We start from the raw sequence: 17,865 nt of genomic DNA, 5'->3' as shown, positions 1-17,865 counted from the left end.
GTAAGCGTGAGAATGGCTAAATCGTTGCTCTGTTCTTCCATTGGTGGTTTCTAGCACCAGTGTCGCCTAAATCTAATTAATTTCGATTTCTCGTGGATCGACTTACCTGGTTGAAAATTTCTTTTAGTTGGTGATCACAAGTCAGCAACTTGGAAACGCTAGACCCCACTTAGCTCCAACGACAGCTACTGAGCCCTTCACCAATAGCCTTTTCTTGATCTTTAGAATGAAGCCCCTCATCGTCCGTTCAAGGTTTTCGTTCTACAGGGTTGATATTCCGTACAAAGCGATGCTAACTTCCTTGACGCTTGCGGTGTCAATGGCCGCTGAGAAATGCAAGTTAATTGCCGCGAACAATGCATACAGGGGGCCGTCGCTTTTGAATGTTTTACCACAGCTCGCGTTAAGCTAAAGCCCTCCTTTTTGGCCATTACGAGTAGATATTTCATACGGTTCTGCAATGGGCATTTCTTGGAGAGGAGAAACTATGCAAGTCGTTGGGCGCTCTAGCCGAATTCGCACCTTACAGGCCTCGGAGAGCTATGTAGAGTCGATCAGATGAAAGTTGTCGATGGCAGTTTGATTTTTAGCTAGGGTTGACATTTCGATGTGAGGGAATTGGAAAAAGATCTCTTTATTATTCCTCTTTAATTGGTAGAAATGATACTTGAGAGCATTGCGGCCACAGTTGGTGAAGCCGATCGTTTGGCAATTGCCCGGGTACTCAATCAGACGACTGCTAAACCTACCATGTTCGCTTCACTCTACCGAGCGTTCTTAGGCCATCCTGACGCAGTATCGATCGGTGCGCCTCCATTGGTGGGACGTCTGGTTATGGCTTTGAGAGAGGCAGGTATAGCAATTGGCGAACCCGCATGTTTAGGATGTGGACGAACAAAACACAAGGTGACCTCGTCGCAGGAAGGCGGGGTGTGTGGTAATTATCGGCGTCGACAGCTGGCTACAACGTGTGTTTCGTGTGGGAAGATAAAGATCGTCCACAAACCTAATCAGCACGAACGGAACATTGCTCATCACCACTAGCAATGCTCCACAACTCAATAGCCCCAATGGCGGCGCTAAAGAGCTAGAAGTCTATCCAACCAAACAGGAGGCAGCTATTTGCGAACTCCACTGGCCCGCTACGTGACGATAGCGCGACGATTCTGTTATACATCTTCGATCTCCTAAGCCAAAAGCAACGAGAGATCGTCAATTAGTTGTCTGAATTGGCAGAGTTAAGTGTGGTCATTTGATTTAGTTGCCGACTTATCGTCGGCAACTAAATCAAATGACCACCACGGGTAAGTCGATCCACGGGAAACCTAAATTAACTAAATTTTGGCGGCACCAAGGTGCCAGAAAACCATTAATCTGGAACTGAGCAAATGTGCCAACTATTCTGACACTCACCGCTACCCAAAAAGATATCTACTCAATTCTTGGGATAGTAGACACCTCAGGTCGAACCAAGACGGTGATTGCTCAACTGTAGTGCCCAAATCTTGACACCAATATGGTCATAACCTGGGCTTTCATGGGGCGGTGCCCGAAACTAGAGCTAGGGATATCAGGTCTATCCAAGCGCGACGTCTCCAGCCATCAAACTTTCATTTAATTCCAGGATAAAACTTACATAAGGTCATCTTAAGGCCGATAACCAAAGGGATGAAGTGGTCCTAGTTGTTCTGAGTCTCAACAATAAAATCAGCTGAAAGGTCGGCATACAATATGTCTATCGACATAAATCACGGTCAAGCTTTCGATACTACTGAGCCAACCGTGGCAAATCAATCTTCGATTTCGCGATATGAACTAATGGATTCAATCGACCTTGCAGATCGCATAATTGACCTTATTGAAGGATCTTCTCATATCGCGATTGTAGCTCGCAACTTCGCCGATCGCCTTGATGTCACCTCGCATGATACCACGACTATAGCCGCCTCGATAGAGGAGATGTCAGCCACTGCCAGGGAGATCTCACAGAACGCTCAGATCGCATCAGATGTAGCCGAAGCGTCCAAACAGCGCGCCGAAAACGGCTCGCAAGCGCTAACTCGCCTCTCTGGCCAGCTTCAAAATATGGAGAGCGCGGCCTCAGCAATCTCCCATTCGGTCGAAGAGTTCGTTTCCGAGACAAGAATAATTACTACGCTGACCGAAAGTGTCACCGATATTGCCGACCAAACCAACCTCTTGGCCCTAAATGCGGCTATCGAATCTGCTCGAGCGGGGGTGCATGGCAAAGGATTTGCTGTAGTGGCGGAACAGGTTCGCTCCCTCGCAGATCGCACGCGAGAGATGGCTCGTCAAATCGCCGCAAGCGCAACAGTTATAAACTCGAAGTCAGAGGCGGTTCGAAGTCTATCCTTACAAGGACAGGAACTTGCAAGCACGAGCTCCGCTTACATCAATGAAGCCATTGGAGTTCTCGCAGAGGCAGAAAATGCCTCAATCGAGGCCAAAGAGAGAATCTTGCAGATTGCCATTGGAGCTGAAGAACAAAGCGTAACATCCTCAGAGATGGCACACAACGTATCAAATGTCGATAGCGAACTTCTAAATATAAAGTCGAACTTCTCTACGATTACCGATGGCGTTATGAGGCTCACTGAATCCGGCCATAAAGCGGTTTCAGACGTTACATCAAATGGCCACAGCGCGCAGCTAATTTCAGCGACCAAAGCTGACCATCTACTTCTAATACAATCAGTCATCTCGGCAGCCTACAGTAGTGATCTTCGAACGCGCTCGGAGTTCAAACTCGCAGACGAACACCATTGCCGCTTAGGTATATGGATCGATAATGTCGGCTTCGAAGAGTTCTTCGACAGCGTCGCATTTGCCCAATTGCTTCAAGTACACCCAGAGATTCACAACAGTGCCAAGAAGCTCTTGGCAAGCGCGGTCGATAACGATCGCGATCGAATGGCCAGATACACAGTTGAACTACTCTCACACGTGCCAATAACACTTTCAAGTTTAGATGACATGAGATTTGAAATCCTAAAACTCGAATTCTAACGAGACCACCCGGAAAACAAAACGAGCTCGAGAATTGGACGGCTCGAGCTCGAAGAGCCTTTGGTCACGCTAAAAAATTGACCATTTAATCGATAAAAAAGGTCCGTCTTTTTTCGTGTTTATATCTATTTAAAGGCAACTTAGCCATTGAAGCAAAGATCAACGACGGATAGTTACGACTTTGATAAATCGGTATCCATGAATGTTGCGCCAATGCCATTAGGGTATAAAAAGTCTTGAACGTTGGGGGCATTGCTCCCATCCCAAACAACGAAACGAGAGATTAATATGGCATTCGACCTCGCAACTCGTATCCTTGAAGGAGACAACACTATTTGGGGACCCAATAGTGTCGCCCCAAATCGCCTTGGTTGGATACATCTAATTGAACGCACACAGGAGTTCCTGGACGACTTACGCTCATGGAGCGAAAGTATCGATCAATCCAAAATTGTAGTACTAGGTATGGGTGGGTCTAGCCTTGGACCGCGCGTCTTCTACGACTTTACAAAGCGGACTAATAGTGCGATCCGAGAGATAGTGGTAATTGATTCAACAGACCCACGTGGCTTTGCTGACCTAGACATTACCGACGCAGCCTTCATCGTCTCATCTAAATCTGGAACGACAGTTGAATCAGAGGCTCTATTTCGTTTCTTTCGAGGTCGCCAGTCGAATCCAAAAAGATTTATCGCCATTACCGATCCGGGGTCACCACTAGAGGCAATGGCAACCGAACTAGGCTTTAGCAGAGTCTTTTCAACTCCACAAAACGTTGGCGGTCGATTCTCGGTCTTCAGCGAATTCGGCCTCGTGCCTGGCATATTGGCAGGCATCGATATAGTTGAACTCCTCAGCGCTGCCCAAAAGACTGACAGTGGCAAATATGTCGAACTCGGAGAGACTCTCGGTGCCAACGCTAATTCTGGAATACCGTTCGTCTCTATCGAATATGAAAGCGACAACAAGCGCTCAATCGGTATGTGGACCGAACAGATCTTGGCCGAGAGCACTGGCAAGGAGGATAAGGGGCTAGTTCCTGTACCACACCGGTCAAAAGAAGGAACTTATCCAACCTCTAACTTGATAGTGGAGTGCAGTAACGTACAAGAGTTGGGACAACACCTATATGGAATGCAACTCGCTACCGCAGCAGCAGGATACAGCCTAGGTATCGATCCATTCAACGAACCAGACGTCGGCGTATCAAAAGAGATAACTCGCCGAGTTTTGGCTGGCGAAAAGTTCAACCCGACCCTAGAGGATCTCGAGCGTGATCAGGTGGAGAGCTATATCTCCGACCGTAGTGACGAGGGTAAATACTTCGCACTATCAGCCTATCAACCACTTGGGTTCGAGGACGAACTATACGCCTGGCGAGATGACCTAGCCAAAGCTATAGCTACCTCACCAATCACAGCAGGACTCGCACCTCGACATCTTCACTCCACTGGACAACTGCACAAAGGTGGGCCAAAGACGCTTGAACTGATCCAAGTCGTCTCAAAGGACTATGGGCCTAAGGTTACAATCCCAGATATGGATACCGACTTTGGAACTCTGATTAGAGCTCAGGCAGATGGCGATGCGATAGCTTGTCAAAATCGCGGTCAAAAGGTATCGCGACTCTATCTTTGAAGAACTTAACGACTGAAGCTCCAAGTCTTCTCGTAGAAGCTTGGAGCTTCAGTTCGATCTATGGTTTCCAATTGATAACTTACAAGATCGGAAAGCCATAACAGCCTGAACCAAATGCCGCAAAAATAAGTCTCAATTGATCATTTGCACCTATAAAAGCTAATGACAAAACTAATACCAAGATAAAGATCCCAAAGGCGAAAATAAAATGGATAACTACCGATTCGAGGTCTCACCAGACGTTGGGACCTCGCTCTCCAATCTCCTAGCACGACACATTGAAACTTCACCTGACCATCGAACCTCATTCTTTGCCACAGGTGGATCCCAGGCTACAATGTGGTACCCAACGATAGCATCGAAGTGGAATTCTATCATTTCGAAAAATGGCGCTCTTGATCTTTTCTTAGGTGATGAACGATTGGTTCCCCTAGAAAGCCCAGACTCAAACACTCGACTCATCAATGACCTCTTGATGGAAAAGGCTTCTGGCGCGGATATCACCTATTTCACACCTACCCTTGGCCAAGACACAGCTTCATTAATTGCGATCGAGCAACTTTGTGGGTCGTCAACACTGCTCGCAAATGAAGAGATCGAGCCATACCGAAAGTTTCTAGCTTCCCTAATAAATCGATATGACGAGCTTCTGGAAAAAACAGCTTCAAATCGATTCCTCCATCTTGGTCTAGGGCCAGATGGTCACATAGCCTCGATTTTTCCAAATAGAACTGACTTCAACATCAAAGGCAAGTTCTGCGAGATCGGTTATGACTTAGCTCAAGTCAACAAAAACCTACGTCTAAGCGTAACCATGGACTTTATCAACTCTTCAAAAACTGTTGTGCTATCTGTAACTGGCCGTGAAAAAGCTAAAGTTCTACGTAAGGTACTTGAAAATCCAAGCGACTACCCCGCAGGGAGCCTTGGGGCTTTGGATCTGATAATCCTAGTTGACGAGGATGCAGCTAGCGAATTCGATCTCTAGAGGGCGAATTTATCTTTCCCTTTGATCGCCAATGCCCACTCACAAAGAGTAAAAGCAATCACCTTCGAGATCAATCGAAGTAGATCAATCGAAGTAGTAGTCCCCCCCCAATCCCAATAATCTTCCATCTCTCGAACTATCAATGAGTTTTGGTCTCTCAGCCATCAAAGCGCATGGGGGACCAAAACTCGATGACCAAATACGACGTCGCAAAATAAAAGAGGCGCTAACACCAAGCCAAAAACCAAACAAAACTCGCACTCGCCGCCATAGTTTTGCTGAAATACGAACAACAAGACACCAAGTATTACAGGTCCGACCCCAGTCCCATCTCCCAGTCCCATCTTGGCGGTGCAAAAGTCGAGTGAACCTTCGAGGTCGCAACTAACAAAGATTCGGCTCTCCCAGTAGTATTCGGGTCAAGCAAATGAACTTTGGAGATATCAAATGTAGCGCAGTCTCCCAAGAATGACCCAGAACCAATTAATTTGACCTATTGTTAGAAATATGGGATCACAACTTTCTAATTTATCCACCACCCAACTGCTGGAGCGAGCAAAAAAGATACGAGATGAAACCTTTGGTGATTGCATAACATTCTCGCCAAAGGTCTTCATTCCGCTAACCCAACTTTGCAACGATAGTTGTGGATACTGCACCTTTGTAAAACGCCCGTCTCAGTTAGAAAGCCCTTTTTTATCACCGGCTCAAGTAGAAGAGATCGTCCGCCAAGGCGTACAAGCAAACTGTCATGAAGCACTTTTCACCCTGGGAGAGCGACCTGAAGATAGGTGGATTCAAGCTCGTCAATGGCTAAATGACAATGGATACTCCTCGACCGTTGATTACATTCGGGATATCTCAAAAAAGACAATGACGACCTTCGGCCTCCTTCCACATGTAAACGCAGGTGCACTCTCCAAGAAAGAGCTAGAAGAGGTGGCCCCCTATTCTGCATCAGTTGGAATGATGCTCGAATCGATCCGAGGGGATTTAGATTGCCACAAGGGCGCCCCTGACAAGACGCCACAGCGTCGATTAGAGACCATAAAAAGTGCAGGCGAACTGGCGATTCCATTCACAACAGGACTGCTAGTTGGAATTGGCGACGATGAATCCGATCGCATCGAAGCCCTAGAGGCAATCGCCAAGCTCAACGACGAATACGGCCATATCCAAGAGGTAATAATTCAAAACTTTCTGCCCAAGGATCAGACCCGCCTATTTGCTATGGAAAAATGCGACGATGAAACCTTTCTGCGCAGCATCGCGCTGGCAAGAATAATCCTTCCTACCTCGATCCATCTCCAAGCACCTCCCAATCTTAGCGATAACATAAGAGCACTCATTGGCGCTGGGATAGACGACTTTGGTGGAATATCGCCAGTCACAATCGACCATGTGAATCCCGAACGTCCTTGGCCACACCTCGAAGTGCTTGCCAAAGAGGTCAGAAACGAAGGTTATGATCTAATTCCGCGCCTTCCAATATATCCTGAATTTGCCCGCGATGAAGAAAAGTGGCTACGGCCTGAGTCGCGCTTTTATGTAATGGACCACAGCGACTCGCTTGGTTATGGACGAGAAGACGACTGGGTCTCAGGCGGTGATACTCCCCCACCAGAGATCTTGGAGCCCATCTTAAAAAAGAGTGGACTCGCCCTATTTTCGCCAGATCCACATAACTCAAACCGAAACGAGATCGACGAGATAATTGATGGTATCTTGATTGGCCATGAGATAAATGAACATGAGATAGAGGTTCTATTTGGAGCTAGAGGCTCAAAAGTTCGTAAAATCGCAGCAGTCGCAGACGAACTTCGCGCTAAAAGCGTTGGCGACACTGTAACCTTCGTGAGAAATCGCAACATAAACTACACAAACATCTGCACCTTCAAATGTCGCTTTTGCGCCTTTTCCAAGGGCCCTCTCTCATTAAACCTCAGAGGAACGCCATATCTGTTGGACATGGATCAACTTGCCCAAAGGGTAGTAGAAGCAAGCGAGCTAGGAGCAACCGAGGTATGTCTCCAAGGCGGTATCCACCCTTCTTTTGATGGTAACTATTACATTGAGGTAGCCAAAACGGTTCGAAGTGCCGTTCCGGAGATGCATATTCACGGTTTTAGCGCCTTAGAGGTCCATGAAGGTGCACGTCGCCTTGGGATCGAACTCAGCGAATATCTTCAAATGTTAAAAGATGCCGGACTCAAGACACTACCCGGAACTGCTGCTGAGATCCTAGACGACGATATCAGAGCTAGGTTATGCCCGGACAAGATAAATACCCGCCAGTGGCTTGACGTGCATCGAGCAGCTCATGGTGTTGGTCTGCGCTCGAATATAACCATCATGTTTGGAACCTTCGAAAGACCAAAGTCATGGGCAAAACACTTTGTACTGACACGTGACCTTCAAAAAGAGACAGGCGGCTTTACCGAATTCGTACCTCTTCCATTCGTCCATATGGCGTCACCAATCTACCTTCAGCAAAAGGCGAGGCGTGGCCCAACTTTTAGGGAATCGCTGTTAATGCATAGTGTTGCTCGATTGGCATATCACGGCTGGATCGATAACATTCAGGCATCATGGGTAAAGATGGGTATCGAAGGGGCAAGGACACTCCTTCGATCAGGAGCCAATGACCTAGGCGGCACTCTGATGGAAGAAAACATCTCCAGAGCAGCCGGGGCTTCTCATGGACAACTCCTCGACCTTGAAGGCTTCAAAGAGATCGTCAACCCACTGGGGCGAAGATTAGCACAGCGAAGCACACTCTATAAGGAAATAGCGCAATTTAGCTAGGTTGGATTCGCATAGACTTATTGGCTAAGAACTTCCAAAAAACTTTTACGAGACGATTGAATACGACATTGACGCAAGATTCGCGATTTAAAAACTCCATGCACCAATCGACACTGCTCCACGATGAAATCGTGGCCCTTATTGATAAGTTAGGACCCAAAAAAAATCGCGATCTTATCTTTCAGCTTCTCAGCGTCTGTGTTAACTTCGCTGACGAAGAGACTGATCGTCTGGATATTAAGATTGCCTCAAGTGCTCTTGCAGAATTGAGTAATGCATTTTCAACCTTTAGGGCCTATCGCAATCAGCACAAATTGACGATCTTCGGTTCGGCTCGAACCACAAAGGACGACGCCGATTATCGCGCGGCGCATGATCTAGCTCAAGCAATGGTCGAAAATGGTTGGATGATAATTACCGGTGCTGGCCCCGGTATCATGGAAGCTGGAATCGAAGGAGCAGGACGTGAAAACTCCTTTGGAGTAAATATCAAGCTGCCCTTTGAGGGCGGGGCGAACCTATTTATCGCTCAAGACCCAAAACTCGTAGAGATGAAGTACTTCTTCACCCGAAAGCTTATCTTCATGAAAGAGTCGCATGCCTTTCTAATCCTTCCAGGAGGATTTGGGACTCTAGACGAAGCATTCGAGCTTCTCACTCTCGTTCAAACGGGCAAGTCGCCTCTGGCACCGATTGTCTTTTATGAAGCCAAAGGCGGAAACTACTGGAACCATTGGCTCGACTACGTAAATAAGCAGCTCTTTGAGCGAGGAATGGTCTCGCCCCAAGATTCAGCCCTCTATCTCATCACCGACTCACACGAAAAGGCCGTTGATGAGATAGTCAGCTTTTATCGCAACTATCATTCGATGCGCTGGGTGGGAAACTTGCTTATTTTACGGATGAGGTCTGCCCCATCCAAGAGTGAAATGAAGGCCATTAATCGTGACTTTGGGCACATCTGCCAGTCTGGGACCATAGAATCCATACCAATCACTGGAACGGAAAAAGGCGAAAAAGACGGCCTTGATCTGGCAAGAGTGGCACTTCGTTTTGACAAAAGCTCCCATGGTGAGTTGCGAAAATTAGTCAACGCTCTCAACGGTCTGTCAAGCCTAGAGATAAATCTTCCGATACAGACTAGGTGAAATCTTGTGTTGCTTGTGGGATGCCAGCTCCCGACGGATCATCTAGCTGTGCATACTGTGGGCAGTTCTATGACTCACCGAGCGCCTACGAACTTTCGCCATCACCTACGACCTTCCTTTGGAGAACAGCGACCACAACCCTCGCAGAGGCAAGGATAGAAGATGGCATATGGAGGATATCGGCTGGATCTGGTGCGAAACCTCAGATCTCGATGCTGGCCATTAGACGTGATAGCAAATATACAGTAGCACTTCTAGATAAGGATCTACAGCGGGTCTCAACCGTGATTGTTAGAATACCCGATCCATCGACAGGCGAATCGTCTCGATTCCTAGCGGTTGTAAACGACGATGTAAAGACCTGCCTGGTAATTCATGGCGATGGTCCTACCGGATTCCATATAGTAAATCGCCAAGGTGACGTTGTAGGGCTCGCATCTCCTCGCCCGGGATTTCCTCTTTCGGGAATGGATGCACTCCTAACTGGAACCCATCACGACTGGAAGCCCCTTGAATTCTTCGCCATCGTCTTTAGTCTGATGCTCGCCAAGATCTCAGCCAAAGAGTGTGACTTGACGGATATAGATCACCTTTGCCTTGACTCAGATGAGAACCTTGAGGGATCAGCCTCCGACGACAACTAGCAATGAACTTGAAACCTTTTCATATCTCCGACAAAATGTTTCGTGCCTAACGATTCCCTGTGATATCTTAATTATTAGGCATCAGGGGGAGCAAAAATGACTACTAAACGCTATGTCCTTCCAGTCGAATTGACAGGCTGGAAGACCAAAGACGACACCGGAGAAGTTCATTTCAGTTGGGACTATGACAGCGGGCGCGAAAAGATGCTCAACTTATACGACAAGGGTAAGCGACGCCAGTGGGACGCCCAAATTAGAATTGACTGGTCAGAGACGATCGACATAGACAATCCCTTGGGCACAGAGGACCACTTCGTACCCATTTGGGGTTCGCCAATGTTTGACAAACTAGATGCAAAAGGTCTAGGCGAGCTGAAGTTACACCTGGCATCATGGCAATTCTCACAATTTCTCCACGGCGAACAAGGGGCTCTCATATGCGCTTCTAAGATCGTTCAAAATGTGCCGGACATGGATTCGAAATACTACGCAGCTACCCAGGTGATGGATGAGGCACGCCACGTTGAGGTCTATTCAACCTACCTAAATAAATTAGGAATTGCCTATCCAATCAACCCTAACCTTCGCTCCATCCTAGATGATGTCTTAAACGACTCTCGCTGGGATATGACCTACCTAGGCATGCAGGTTCTAATCGAGGGCCTTGCCCTTGCAGCTTTTGGCATGATACGTAATATGACAGGTAATAAACTTGCTCGAGACCTGACTGCCTATGTTATGCAAGATGAGGCACGCCACGTAGCCTTTGGGAGGAATGCACTCCGCGACTACTACCCAAACCTAACAGAGGCCGAACGTCAAGAGCGCGAAGAATTTTGCGCCGAGGCATGTATAGCCATGCGCGACCGATTCCTAGCCAATGAGGTCTGGTCAAACCTAGGTCTGGATACCAAAGAATGTGTCCAATGGGTAAATGAGTCCGAGTCGCAAATTGCATTTAGAAGTTTGCTCTTTACAAGAATCGTACCCATCCTAAAAGATATTGGACTCTTCGGTAAAACGATGCGCGACACCTTTGAAAAGATGGGGGTTCTAGGCTTCGCCGAAGTTGACATCGACCAAATTATGGACGAAGACGATCAACTAGCTAGCGAAATCGATAAGGCAAGGGTCGCCGACGTCGACAAGACCGTTGCCCTTGGCGCACTGGAAGACCTATAATTCAAGGCAATAACCAATTGTAACCATGAGCCTTATGGCTTCCATAAGGCTCATGGTCTAGATGAGAAACCACCGATACGGCCTACATTAGCGCCATAAAGTCGACGAACTGTCAACGAACTTAGGGTCACAAAGAGAACGAGTTAGCCTTTTAGTTCTAGCGCCGCTGTCAGCTATGAATAATCTTTGGAGTCCCGATAAACTCTTGCACGGTCTATTCCCGGAACAAAAGCTCTAAAGATCTACCAGATGCGAGATTCATTGCCACCTCGAAGACGGCGGCAGAAACCTATATCCCGCACCTCGCACTGTCTGAATCAAAGAATCATGGTGAGGTATATTGATCTTCTTGCGCAAATACCCGACATAGACGTCCACTATATTTGACCCAGGATCAAATGAATAGTCCCAAACATGATTGAGAATCTGAATTCGAGAGAGCACTTGACTGGGATTTCGCATGAATAGCTCAAGTAACGCCCATTCGCGCTGAGCCAATTCAATGCGACGTCCGCCTCTAAATGCAACTTTGGAGACTAGGTCAAAGCTGACATCGGCCACCTCCAGAGTTGTAAGAGAAGTCGTCTCAAAGTTTCTTAGAGCTGCGCGAATTCTAGCCAAAAGTTCATCGAAGGAGAATGGTTTAGTCACGTAATCAGTCGCGCCAGCATTTAGACCCTTCACCTTCTCGGAAATCTCATCTCGAGCGGTAAGAATAATTACTGGCTTTGAAAACTTCTCCGACCGCCAATGCGCCAATACAGCCTTGCCATCCTTGCCCGGCAAACCAAGATCGAGCAGTACCAGATCGATGTCGTCGCGCATCAGTGGAACCACAGACATCGCCGAATCACCATCTTGAATCAATGTCGTTGCGTAACCTTCAGCACGAAGCCCTCTGGAGATAAAACTCGCAATCTTTGGATCATCTTCTACAATGACAATATTCACGCTTGCATCCTCACCTCTCGAAATTCGCTCATTAAAACCGCCTATAGCTCATAGTCGCCATCTGGTATTTCAGCCATTACCAACGGAAGGAGCATGGAAAAACGCGCTCCGCCATAGGGGGAGACCTCAAGGACCACACACCCCTTATGTGCCTTCGCAACCGCATCGACAATTGACAGCCCTAATCCTGCTCCCTTTTCATAGGGTTGAGAACCTCGAGCAAAGCGAGCAAAGATCGCATCTTCCATTCCAGTTGGAACCCCTGGTCCGCTATCAGAAACTGATATCTCCAAAACCGAACCCCGAGTGGTTGCACTAATTTCTATTACATCATTCATTTGGGTCACTTTGACTGCATTTTCAACCAAATTCAACAGAGCGCCACGAACTTTTGCAGCATCAAACTCTACAACCAGATCAGGAGGCTCTTGATATTGCCAATTACGGTCAGCAATCACAACCGACGATGAGTAAAGATCCGCCATAAATGATCTAAAGTCAACTGGCCCTCGAAGAATAAAATCTCGCTCCATAGTGCGTCCCAAAAGCAGAAGCTGATCAATTAGATGGCTCATAAAGGTTATCTCTTCCTTAGCCGCCTCAAAGCTCTCAATATTGTCCTGCGATAAAACTTGACCAGAGCGCGCTATGAGCTCCAAGTTCCCGTTGATTATGGTAAGCGGGGTCTTGAGTTGATGTGAGACATCCGAGAGAAGTCTCTTCTGTCCCTCCATCATCTCATCCAGTCGATTCAGCATCTCATCAAACGTCTTGGCCAAAGTACCAACTTCGTCCGTTGCCCCGCTGTAATCGATTCGCCGGCTTAAGTCTCCATCTGCGATTCCGATTGCTGCATTTGTGATTCCGCCCACGGTCTTCATCACACGTCGCAAAAGAAGGTATCCACTGCCCATAGTGAACAAAAGTGCTATCGCCGCCTCGAAGAGCACCAAAACCAACATCTGATGCATCTGAGTTATCTCTTGAGATAGGTCCGCAGTTGCAATGAAAACCCCAAAAGGTCGTCCGCTAATCAATATCGGAGTGGCCACAACCAAATATGGTACGCCAAGCGCGCTGAACGTCAACACCTTGGTAGTCGTAGGGAAATGATAGACGAGATTCTTTATAGGGCCGTCGGGAAGGACTCCTTGAGATCCCGTAGAACCCAAAATAGGGTGACCAACAATTGCTATAACTATACTTTTTTGACTATTGAGCTGATGCTCAATCAGGTATGTTTTAGAGTAGATAAAGACATTGCTTGACGTTGAAGTACCAATCGCCCTTTCATATTCAGCGACTTCGTCAACCAAGTTTTGTCGAACAAGGGCGACCGAACGCTGTCCAAAAGTCTGAGAGACCTGAAGCACTACCAGACCTAAGACACCAGAAGTCACGATAAATAGGGCAAGAACAAGACGTGGGACCGTGCCGATTCTTCTCTTTATACGCCGTGCCTTAGGTGAACTATTTTCCATTGCACAACCACAAAGACTCAATGCATTGATTTGAGGATTCAACAGCGCCAGTATTCTTTAGAGGATGGCACAGGTGGAAGTGAATCATATTTACTCGCATGACATACCAGGCTTCAATCATCTAATAAAAAGGTAAGAGACTCTGGCTATCAAGAGTCAGACTTCTTCGTTGAGGTGGAAGGCGATGACGATATCGAACTCGAAGACGAGCTCAAATCACCACCCGACGAACTCTTGGAATCCCCTGTAGCAGAGGTAGTCGTTGTCGATTTATTAGAATCAGCTGAGTCACTCGATGCTTGAGTTGTGATGGTTGCGATCGATGTCGAAGGCGCAGTGGCTGTTGCCAGTGTAGCCTGAGGTGCCGGCGTGGAGACAACAGGGGCGACAGGCTTTGAATCCTCCACCGATGATGGCTTCGAATCAGCCGAATCATAGGAGTAAACCTTGACAGTGGGGGTGACAACCTCTAGGTTCTGGGAGTTAGCCATCAACGATGTAGTCGTTGATGGAGTTGTCGTTGAAGACGATCCAACCAAAACGGTGCCCGAGGTAACCGAGGGCGAGGTAGTAACTAGCGATGTTGAAGAGGTGGTTGTTATTGTCATTGTGCTTGGAGCTATCAAAACCGCACTCGGCAGCGCTCCAGGTCCGCTACCCAAGATTCCAAAGTGCATATAGGCCGCTATGATACTGGCACCCAATATCATAGGCGCGACAAACCCGGCAATTCGAAGTGACTTCGAGGCTCGAAACCCCACTGGCCATGAATTACCCTTTTGTGGCCTATTGTGACTAAAGTCTGGCCTATCATCGCTGACCATTTAGATCATTTCTCAATTCTACAAATATCTCAAAGGTACAAAATCCACGCGCCTTAGCCAACCACAGCCAAGACGGGATCTGTGAATATTAAAAAGCACTAACCTCATAACAATTATGGTGGGACTATCCCCGGCAAAAGATTAATAGCTCATGAAAATTCTCTAATCAACTACCCGCCACCTAAAGCGATCGAGACTCACACGACTTTTGGATCAGCATGAACATGACTATAGTGCACTACGGCTTTCCTGGACAATCTTAGCCCAAGGAGCTCAAAGAGTAAGAGCAAAGACAGCGGCAATCGGTCCGCTTTCATATCGATGCGCTGGACCTTGCGCATCGCCAAGGAGAGATTAACAACCCAATTCATCCACAAAGGGCCCTGAGTTCATTCGTATAAGCGATCTCGCATCTGGTGGCAAAACATAAAACACTTTTTAAGGTGCCGGGATCGAGACCCGGGCGGCCCACTGAAGTCCTGATCACGGGCTCCTTATTATCAGTGGCTCGACGATGTCTAGCCATTTGTCTAGCCACGGGCCGTGGACGCGGTGACGTGACGGGCACAAAATCCTTGTACAGAAGTTCCTCCATCGCCTTGGCCGCCTTGGCTCTCGATCCTGGCAGCAGGTGCACGTAGACGCCCTTAGTGACCCCGATCGAGGCGTGGCCGAGTTGGTCCGCGACCGCTTCCAAGGGCACGTCCATCGAGAACATGAGTGACGCGCACGAGTGGCGAAAGAAATCCAAACGTTTGGATTTCTTTCGTTATCCCAACCTTAATAAAATCCCAACCTTGGCCCCCAAAACGATCTGACACCTGCCAGCTTTGAGAGAAAAGGTTGGGATTTTTTCTTCACTTTTCCAGAGATGCTACGCCGCAGAATGCAGCGAGGCCGCCACTCCCCGTTTTCCATTTCTTTGAGACGGTTCGGTCTTTCTCGTCTTCTATAGTTGCCAGGGCTTGCAATTCTTGTTCGAGAGTAATGTCTAGATAGACCATCGTCGTCTGCAGTTGTTCATGGCCTAGTAGAAAGGAAATCTGCACAATATTCATTCCGTCCTCTAGCCAATGGGAGGCCTTTGCATGCCGCAGTTGATGGGCATGCAAATCCAGGGGGACCTCAGGACACCGTGTGTGGGCGATGCCGGCATGTTTCTTTAGTTGCTTGTTGACCGCTGTCTGACTCATTTTTCCCTGGGGCCCAATGTTGCGGGAATAAAAAACATACGCAGTGGGGTGGGGCATATCCCCATGGAATTCTTTGAGGTATTGCTTCAAATGGGCTACAGCCCTCGGAAGCAGATAGAGAGTGCGGATTTTGCGCCCTTTGCCGACGATCGTGACGTGCGGTTTGGCGGCATCTAAATGCAGGTGTTCCATTGTCAAAGAGAGGATCTCATCTAAGCGCATAGCAGTGCCATATAGCGTAACCATGAGAGCTAGGTCGCGCCGTCCCGACTTGGTGGATCCATCTGGCACGGCCAACAAGGCCTGCATGGCTGATTTACTCATTCCATGGACGGGGTTATGCATGTCCTTCATTCTTGGGATGAGGGTGGCATCTTCAAACAAGTACAGTAGTGCGATGTCTTGTCTTCCTATGTATTTGAGAAATGCCCTCATGGAGGCCAGGCGATTGTTACAGGTGGCAGGGCTACAGCCACGCTCGGTCAAGAGCCATTGCATCCATTCTTCGATCATGGCGCGGCTGAAACACGGGGCCCCTAGCGTTTCGGTACGAATCCCTTTTTCCTTTTCCAAAAAGCCGAGATATAAGACGATGGCATCTCTATATGATTTCGCAGTATGTTGACTGTAGGTCTGTTGGGACAGAACATACGTATTCAAAAATGTGTTGATGTGACGGGCAATGAGAATTGATTCATTGTTAGCTTTTTTCATTAGCCACCTCCGGAACAATCTGATCGAAATCGGCGCTGGTTTTTTCTTCAAGGATCTGTGCCAGTCCCGGTACTAGGCAATAGTAATTCTTGGTGCTTTCCACCGTGCAATGGCCCATGCTCTTGGAGAGATAGAGGAGCTTGGCATCGAATCCAAAACCAACATCGATCCAGCGATTGACGTTGGTGATGGCATAATGGTGCCGAAGGGCATATGCCGTCGCATGCGACGAGTGACATTGATCCCAGAGCACTCGGAAGTTCGTTTGCACCCATTGCCGAGTGTGACATGAGTCACCGCGAGCCGGAAATAGATAGGTACGATTCGGATACCAACGGGAAATAGCCGCATCATACCGGGTCAACAGATCAAACATGGAGTCGGCCAGCACGACGTGATGCTGGGCACGCCCTTTGGAATAGCGAATATTCAAAATGCCATGCTGCCAGTCCACATCTTCTACCCGCAACAGGCGAGCCTCATTCGTACGCAGTCCGCTGCTATAGAGAAGCCGGAAGAAGACCGGAATGGTGATCTTACGCAACCGTTGGTCGGGCGTGCTTGAACCCGAAGGCAGGTTGTCACAGGCTCGGAAAAAATTCGTTAGTTCCACTTCCGTGAAGGCATGGGGAATATATGTACGGGGCTCTTTCCTGGGCATAACTGGCGGTATCACTTCGGTTATGCCACGTGCCCGGCAGTATCTGATGAAACGTACACATTCGGTGATCCCGTCAAACAAGCGGTGCTGTAGACACTCGATGATGGCGTAAGGTTGGGGTAGCTGGCCTATCCTCTGTGGCCTAGGGTGGCTGGACACGGCGCTTTAATTGTGATAGTTATAGTTACGTGGCAAAAACAGTGCGCCAATACGACAACGAGCGGATCGCTTCGCTGGAGGCCGAGAACGTCGTCCTTAGGTCCGAGCGTGACGAGTTGTCTGCCAAAGTGGATGCACTCACAGCCAAGATCGTCGAGCTAACCAAACAGGCTTTCGGGCGTCGCTCCGAACGGGCGAAGATGGCTCAGGATGTGAACGCAGAACCAATAGGCGCCTTGGAAGAAAGTAGCGACCCTGAGCCTGATGAGGTGCCAAGGCGCAAGAGAGGTCAACAACTCGGGCACCGCGGCCATGGTCGACGCAGCTATGACCACCTACCACGCGTACAACAGATCCATGAGCCCGATTCCAAGCTGTTGGTCTGTGGGAGCTGTGGTGCGCCTTATGCGCCTTTCGGAGAGGAACGCTGTGAGGAGATCGACGTCGAGG

At 48.2% G+C, this 17,865-nt stretch carries 15 protein-coding genes; 9 read left to right on the top strand and 6 right to left on the bottom strand.

All coding sequences use genetic code 11. From position 1 onward, the window contains the following. The first annotated feature begins 660 nt into the window (after positions 1-660). The 8 genes from AXFE_RS07225 to AXFE_RS07185 all read left to right on the top strand — a co-directional run bounded on the left by AXFE_RS07225 (position 661) and on the right by AXFE_RS07185 (position 11,432). Complete coding sequence (locus AXFE_RS07225; RefSeq protein ID WP_052605226.1) at positions 661-1,044, top strand: hypothetical protein; 384 nt, start codon at positions 661-663, stop codon at positions 1,042-1,044. A 687-nt stretch (positions 1,045-1,731) separates the two neighbouring features. Beyond that, on the top strand, positions 1,732-3,027 hold the full coding sequence (locus tag AXFE_RS19125; protein WP_052605225.1) for a methyl-accepting chemotaxis protein: 1,296 nt from the start codon (positions 1,732-1,734) through the stop codon (positions 3,025-3,027). Positions 3,028-3,315: 288 nt separating this feature from the next. Beyond that, positions 3,316-4,665, top strand: a complete 1,350-nt coding sequence (locus AXFE_RS07215) for a hypothetical protein (protein ID WP_152625923.1) — start codon at positions 3,316-3,318, stop codon at positions 4,663-4,665. A gap of 208 nt (positions 4,666-4,873) precedes the next feature. Further along, positions 4,874-5,653: a 6-phosphogluconolactonase gene (locus tag AXFE_RS07210; RefSeq protein WP_052605223.1), complete on the top strand. Its 780-nt coding sequence runs from the start codon at positions 4,874-4,876 to the stop codon at positions 5,651-5,653. A 507-nt stretch (positions 5,654-6,160) separates the two neighbouring features. Further along, positions 6,161-8,458, top strand: a complete 2,298-nt coding sequence (gene cofH / locus AXFE_RS07200; protein WP_052605221.1) for a 5-amino-6-(D-ribitylamino)uracil--L-tyrosine 4-hydroxyphenyl transferase CofH — start codon at positions 6,161-6,163, stop codon at positions 8,456-8,458. Positions 8,459-8,514: 56 nt separating this feature from the next. Continuing rightward, the gene (locus AXFE_RS07195) at positions 8,515-9,606 is read left to right on the top strand and encodes an LOG family protein (RefSeq protein ID WP_152625922.1); all 1,092 of its coding nucleotides are present in this window, start codon (positions 8,515-8,517) and stop codon (positions 9,604-9,606) included. Positions 9,607-9,626: 20 nt separating this feature from the next. Further along, entirely contained in the window at positions 9,627-10,250 is a 624-nt protein-coding gene (locus tag AXFE_RS07190; RefSeq protein ID WP_052605219.1) for a hypothetical protein, read from the top strand. Between the two features lie 96 nt (positions 10,251-10,346). Beyond that, positions 10,347-11,432: a ferritin-like domain-containing protein gene (locus tag AXFE_RS07185; protein WP_052605218.1), complete on the top strand. Its 1,086-nt coding sequence runs from the start codon at positions 10,347-10,349 to the stop codon at positions 11,430-11,432. A gap of 258 nt (positions 11,433-11,690) precedes the next feature. Here AXFE_RS07185 and AXFE_RS07180 read toward each other — a convergent pair whose 3' ends face one another. From AXFE_RS07180 to AXFE_RS07155, 6 genes are all read right to left on the bottom strand, one after another. Further along, positions 11,691-12,383 (bottom strand): response regulator transcription factor, encoded by a 693-nt coding sequence (locus tag AXFE_RS07180; protein WP_052605217.1) that lies wholly within the window; start codon positions 12,381-12,383, stop codon positions 11,691-11,693. Between the two features lie 41 nt (positions 12,384-12,424). Further along, positions 12,425-13,864: a HAMP domain-containing sensor histidine kinase gene (locus tag AXFE_RS07175; RefSeq protein WP_152625921.1), complete on the bottom strand. Its 1,440-nt coding sequence runs from the start codon at positions 13,862-13,864 to the stop codon at positions 12,425-12,427. A gap of 149 nt (positions 13,865-14,013) precedes the next feature. Next, the gene (locus tag AXFE_RS07170; protein WP_152625920.1) at positions 14,014-14,688 is read right to left on the bottom strand and encodes a hypothetical protein; all 675 of its coding nucleotides are present in this window, start codon (positions 14,686-14,688) and stop codon (positions 14,014-14,016) included. Between the two features lie 367 nt (positions 14,689-15,055). Beyond that, positions 15,056-15,385: a hypothetical protein gene (locus AXFE_RS07165; RefSeq protein ID WP_235347698.1), complete on the bottom strand. Its 330-nt coding sequence runs from the start codon at positions 15,383-15,385 to the stop codon at positions 15,056-15,058. 160 nt (positions 15,386-15,545) lie between these two features. Next, the gene (locus AXFE_RS07160) at positions 15,546-16,595 is read right to left on the bottom strand and encodes a tyrosine-type recombinase/integrase (RefSeq protein ID WP_052605213.1); all 1,050 of its coding nucleotides are present in this window, start codon (positions 16,593-16,595) and stop codon (positions 15,546-15,548) included. Further along, a complete protein-coding gene (locus AXFE_RS07155; RefSeq protein ID WP_200891212.1) occupies positions 16,582-17,208 on the bottom strand; it encodes a tyrosine-type recombinase/integrase in 627 nt (208 codons plus the stop codon). The genes AXFE_RS07160 and AXFE_RS07155 overlap by 14 nt, the downstream gene beginning before the upstream one ends. 236 nt (positions 17,209-17,444) lie before the next feature. Here AXFE_RS07155 and AXFE_RS07150 point away from each other — a divergent pair. Next, positions 17,445-17,865, top strand: a 421-nt coding sequence (locus tag AXFE_RS07150; RefSeq protein ID WP_455423331.1) for an IS66 family transposase, incomplete at its 3' end; no start/stop codon positions are given.

It is taken from the genome of Acidithrix ferrooxidans (assembly GCF_000949295.1).
In the GTDB taxonomy this organism is placed as follows: domain Bacteria; phylum Actinomycetota; class Acidimicrobiia; order Acidimicrobiales; family Acidimicrobiaceae; genus Acidithrix; species Acidithrix ferrooxidans.
The sequence above is the reverse complement of the archived record's forward strand: the minus strand, read 5'-3'. Positions and strand labels throughout refer to the sequence as shown.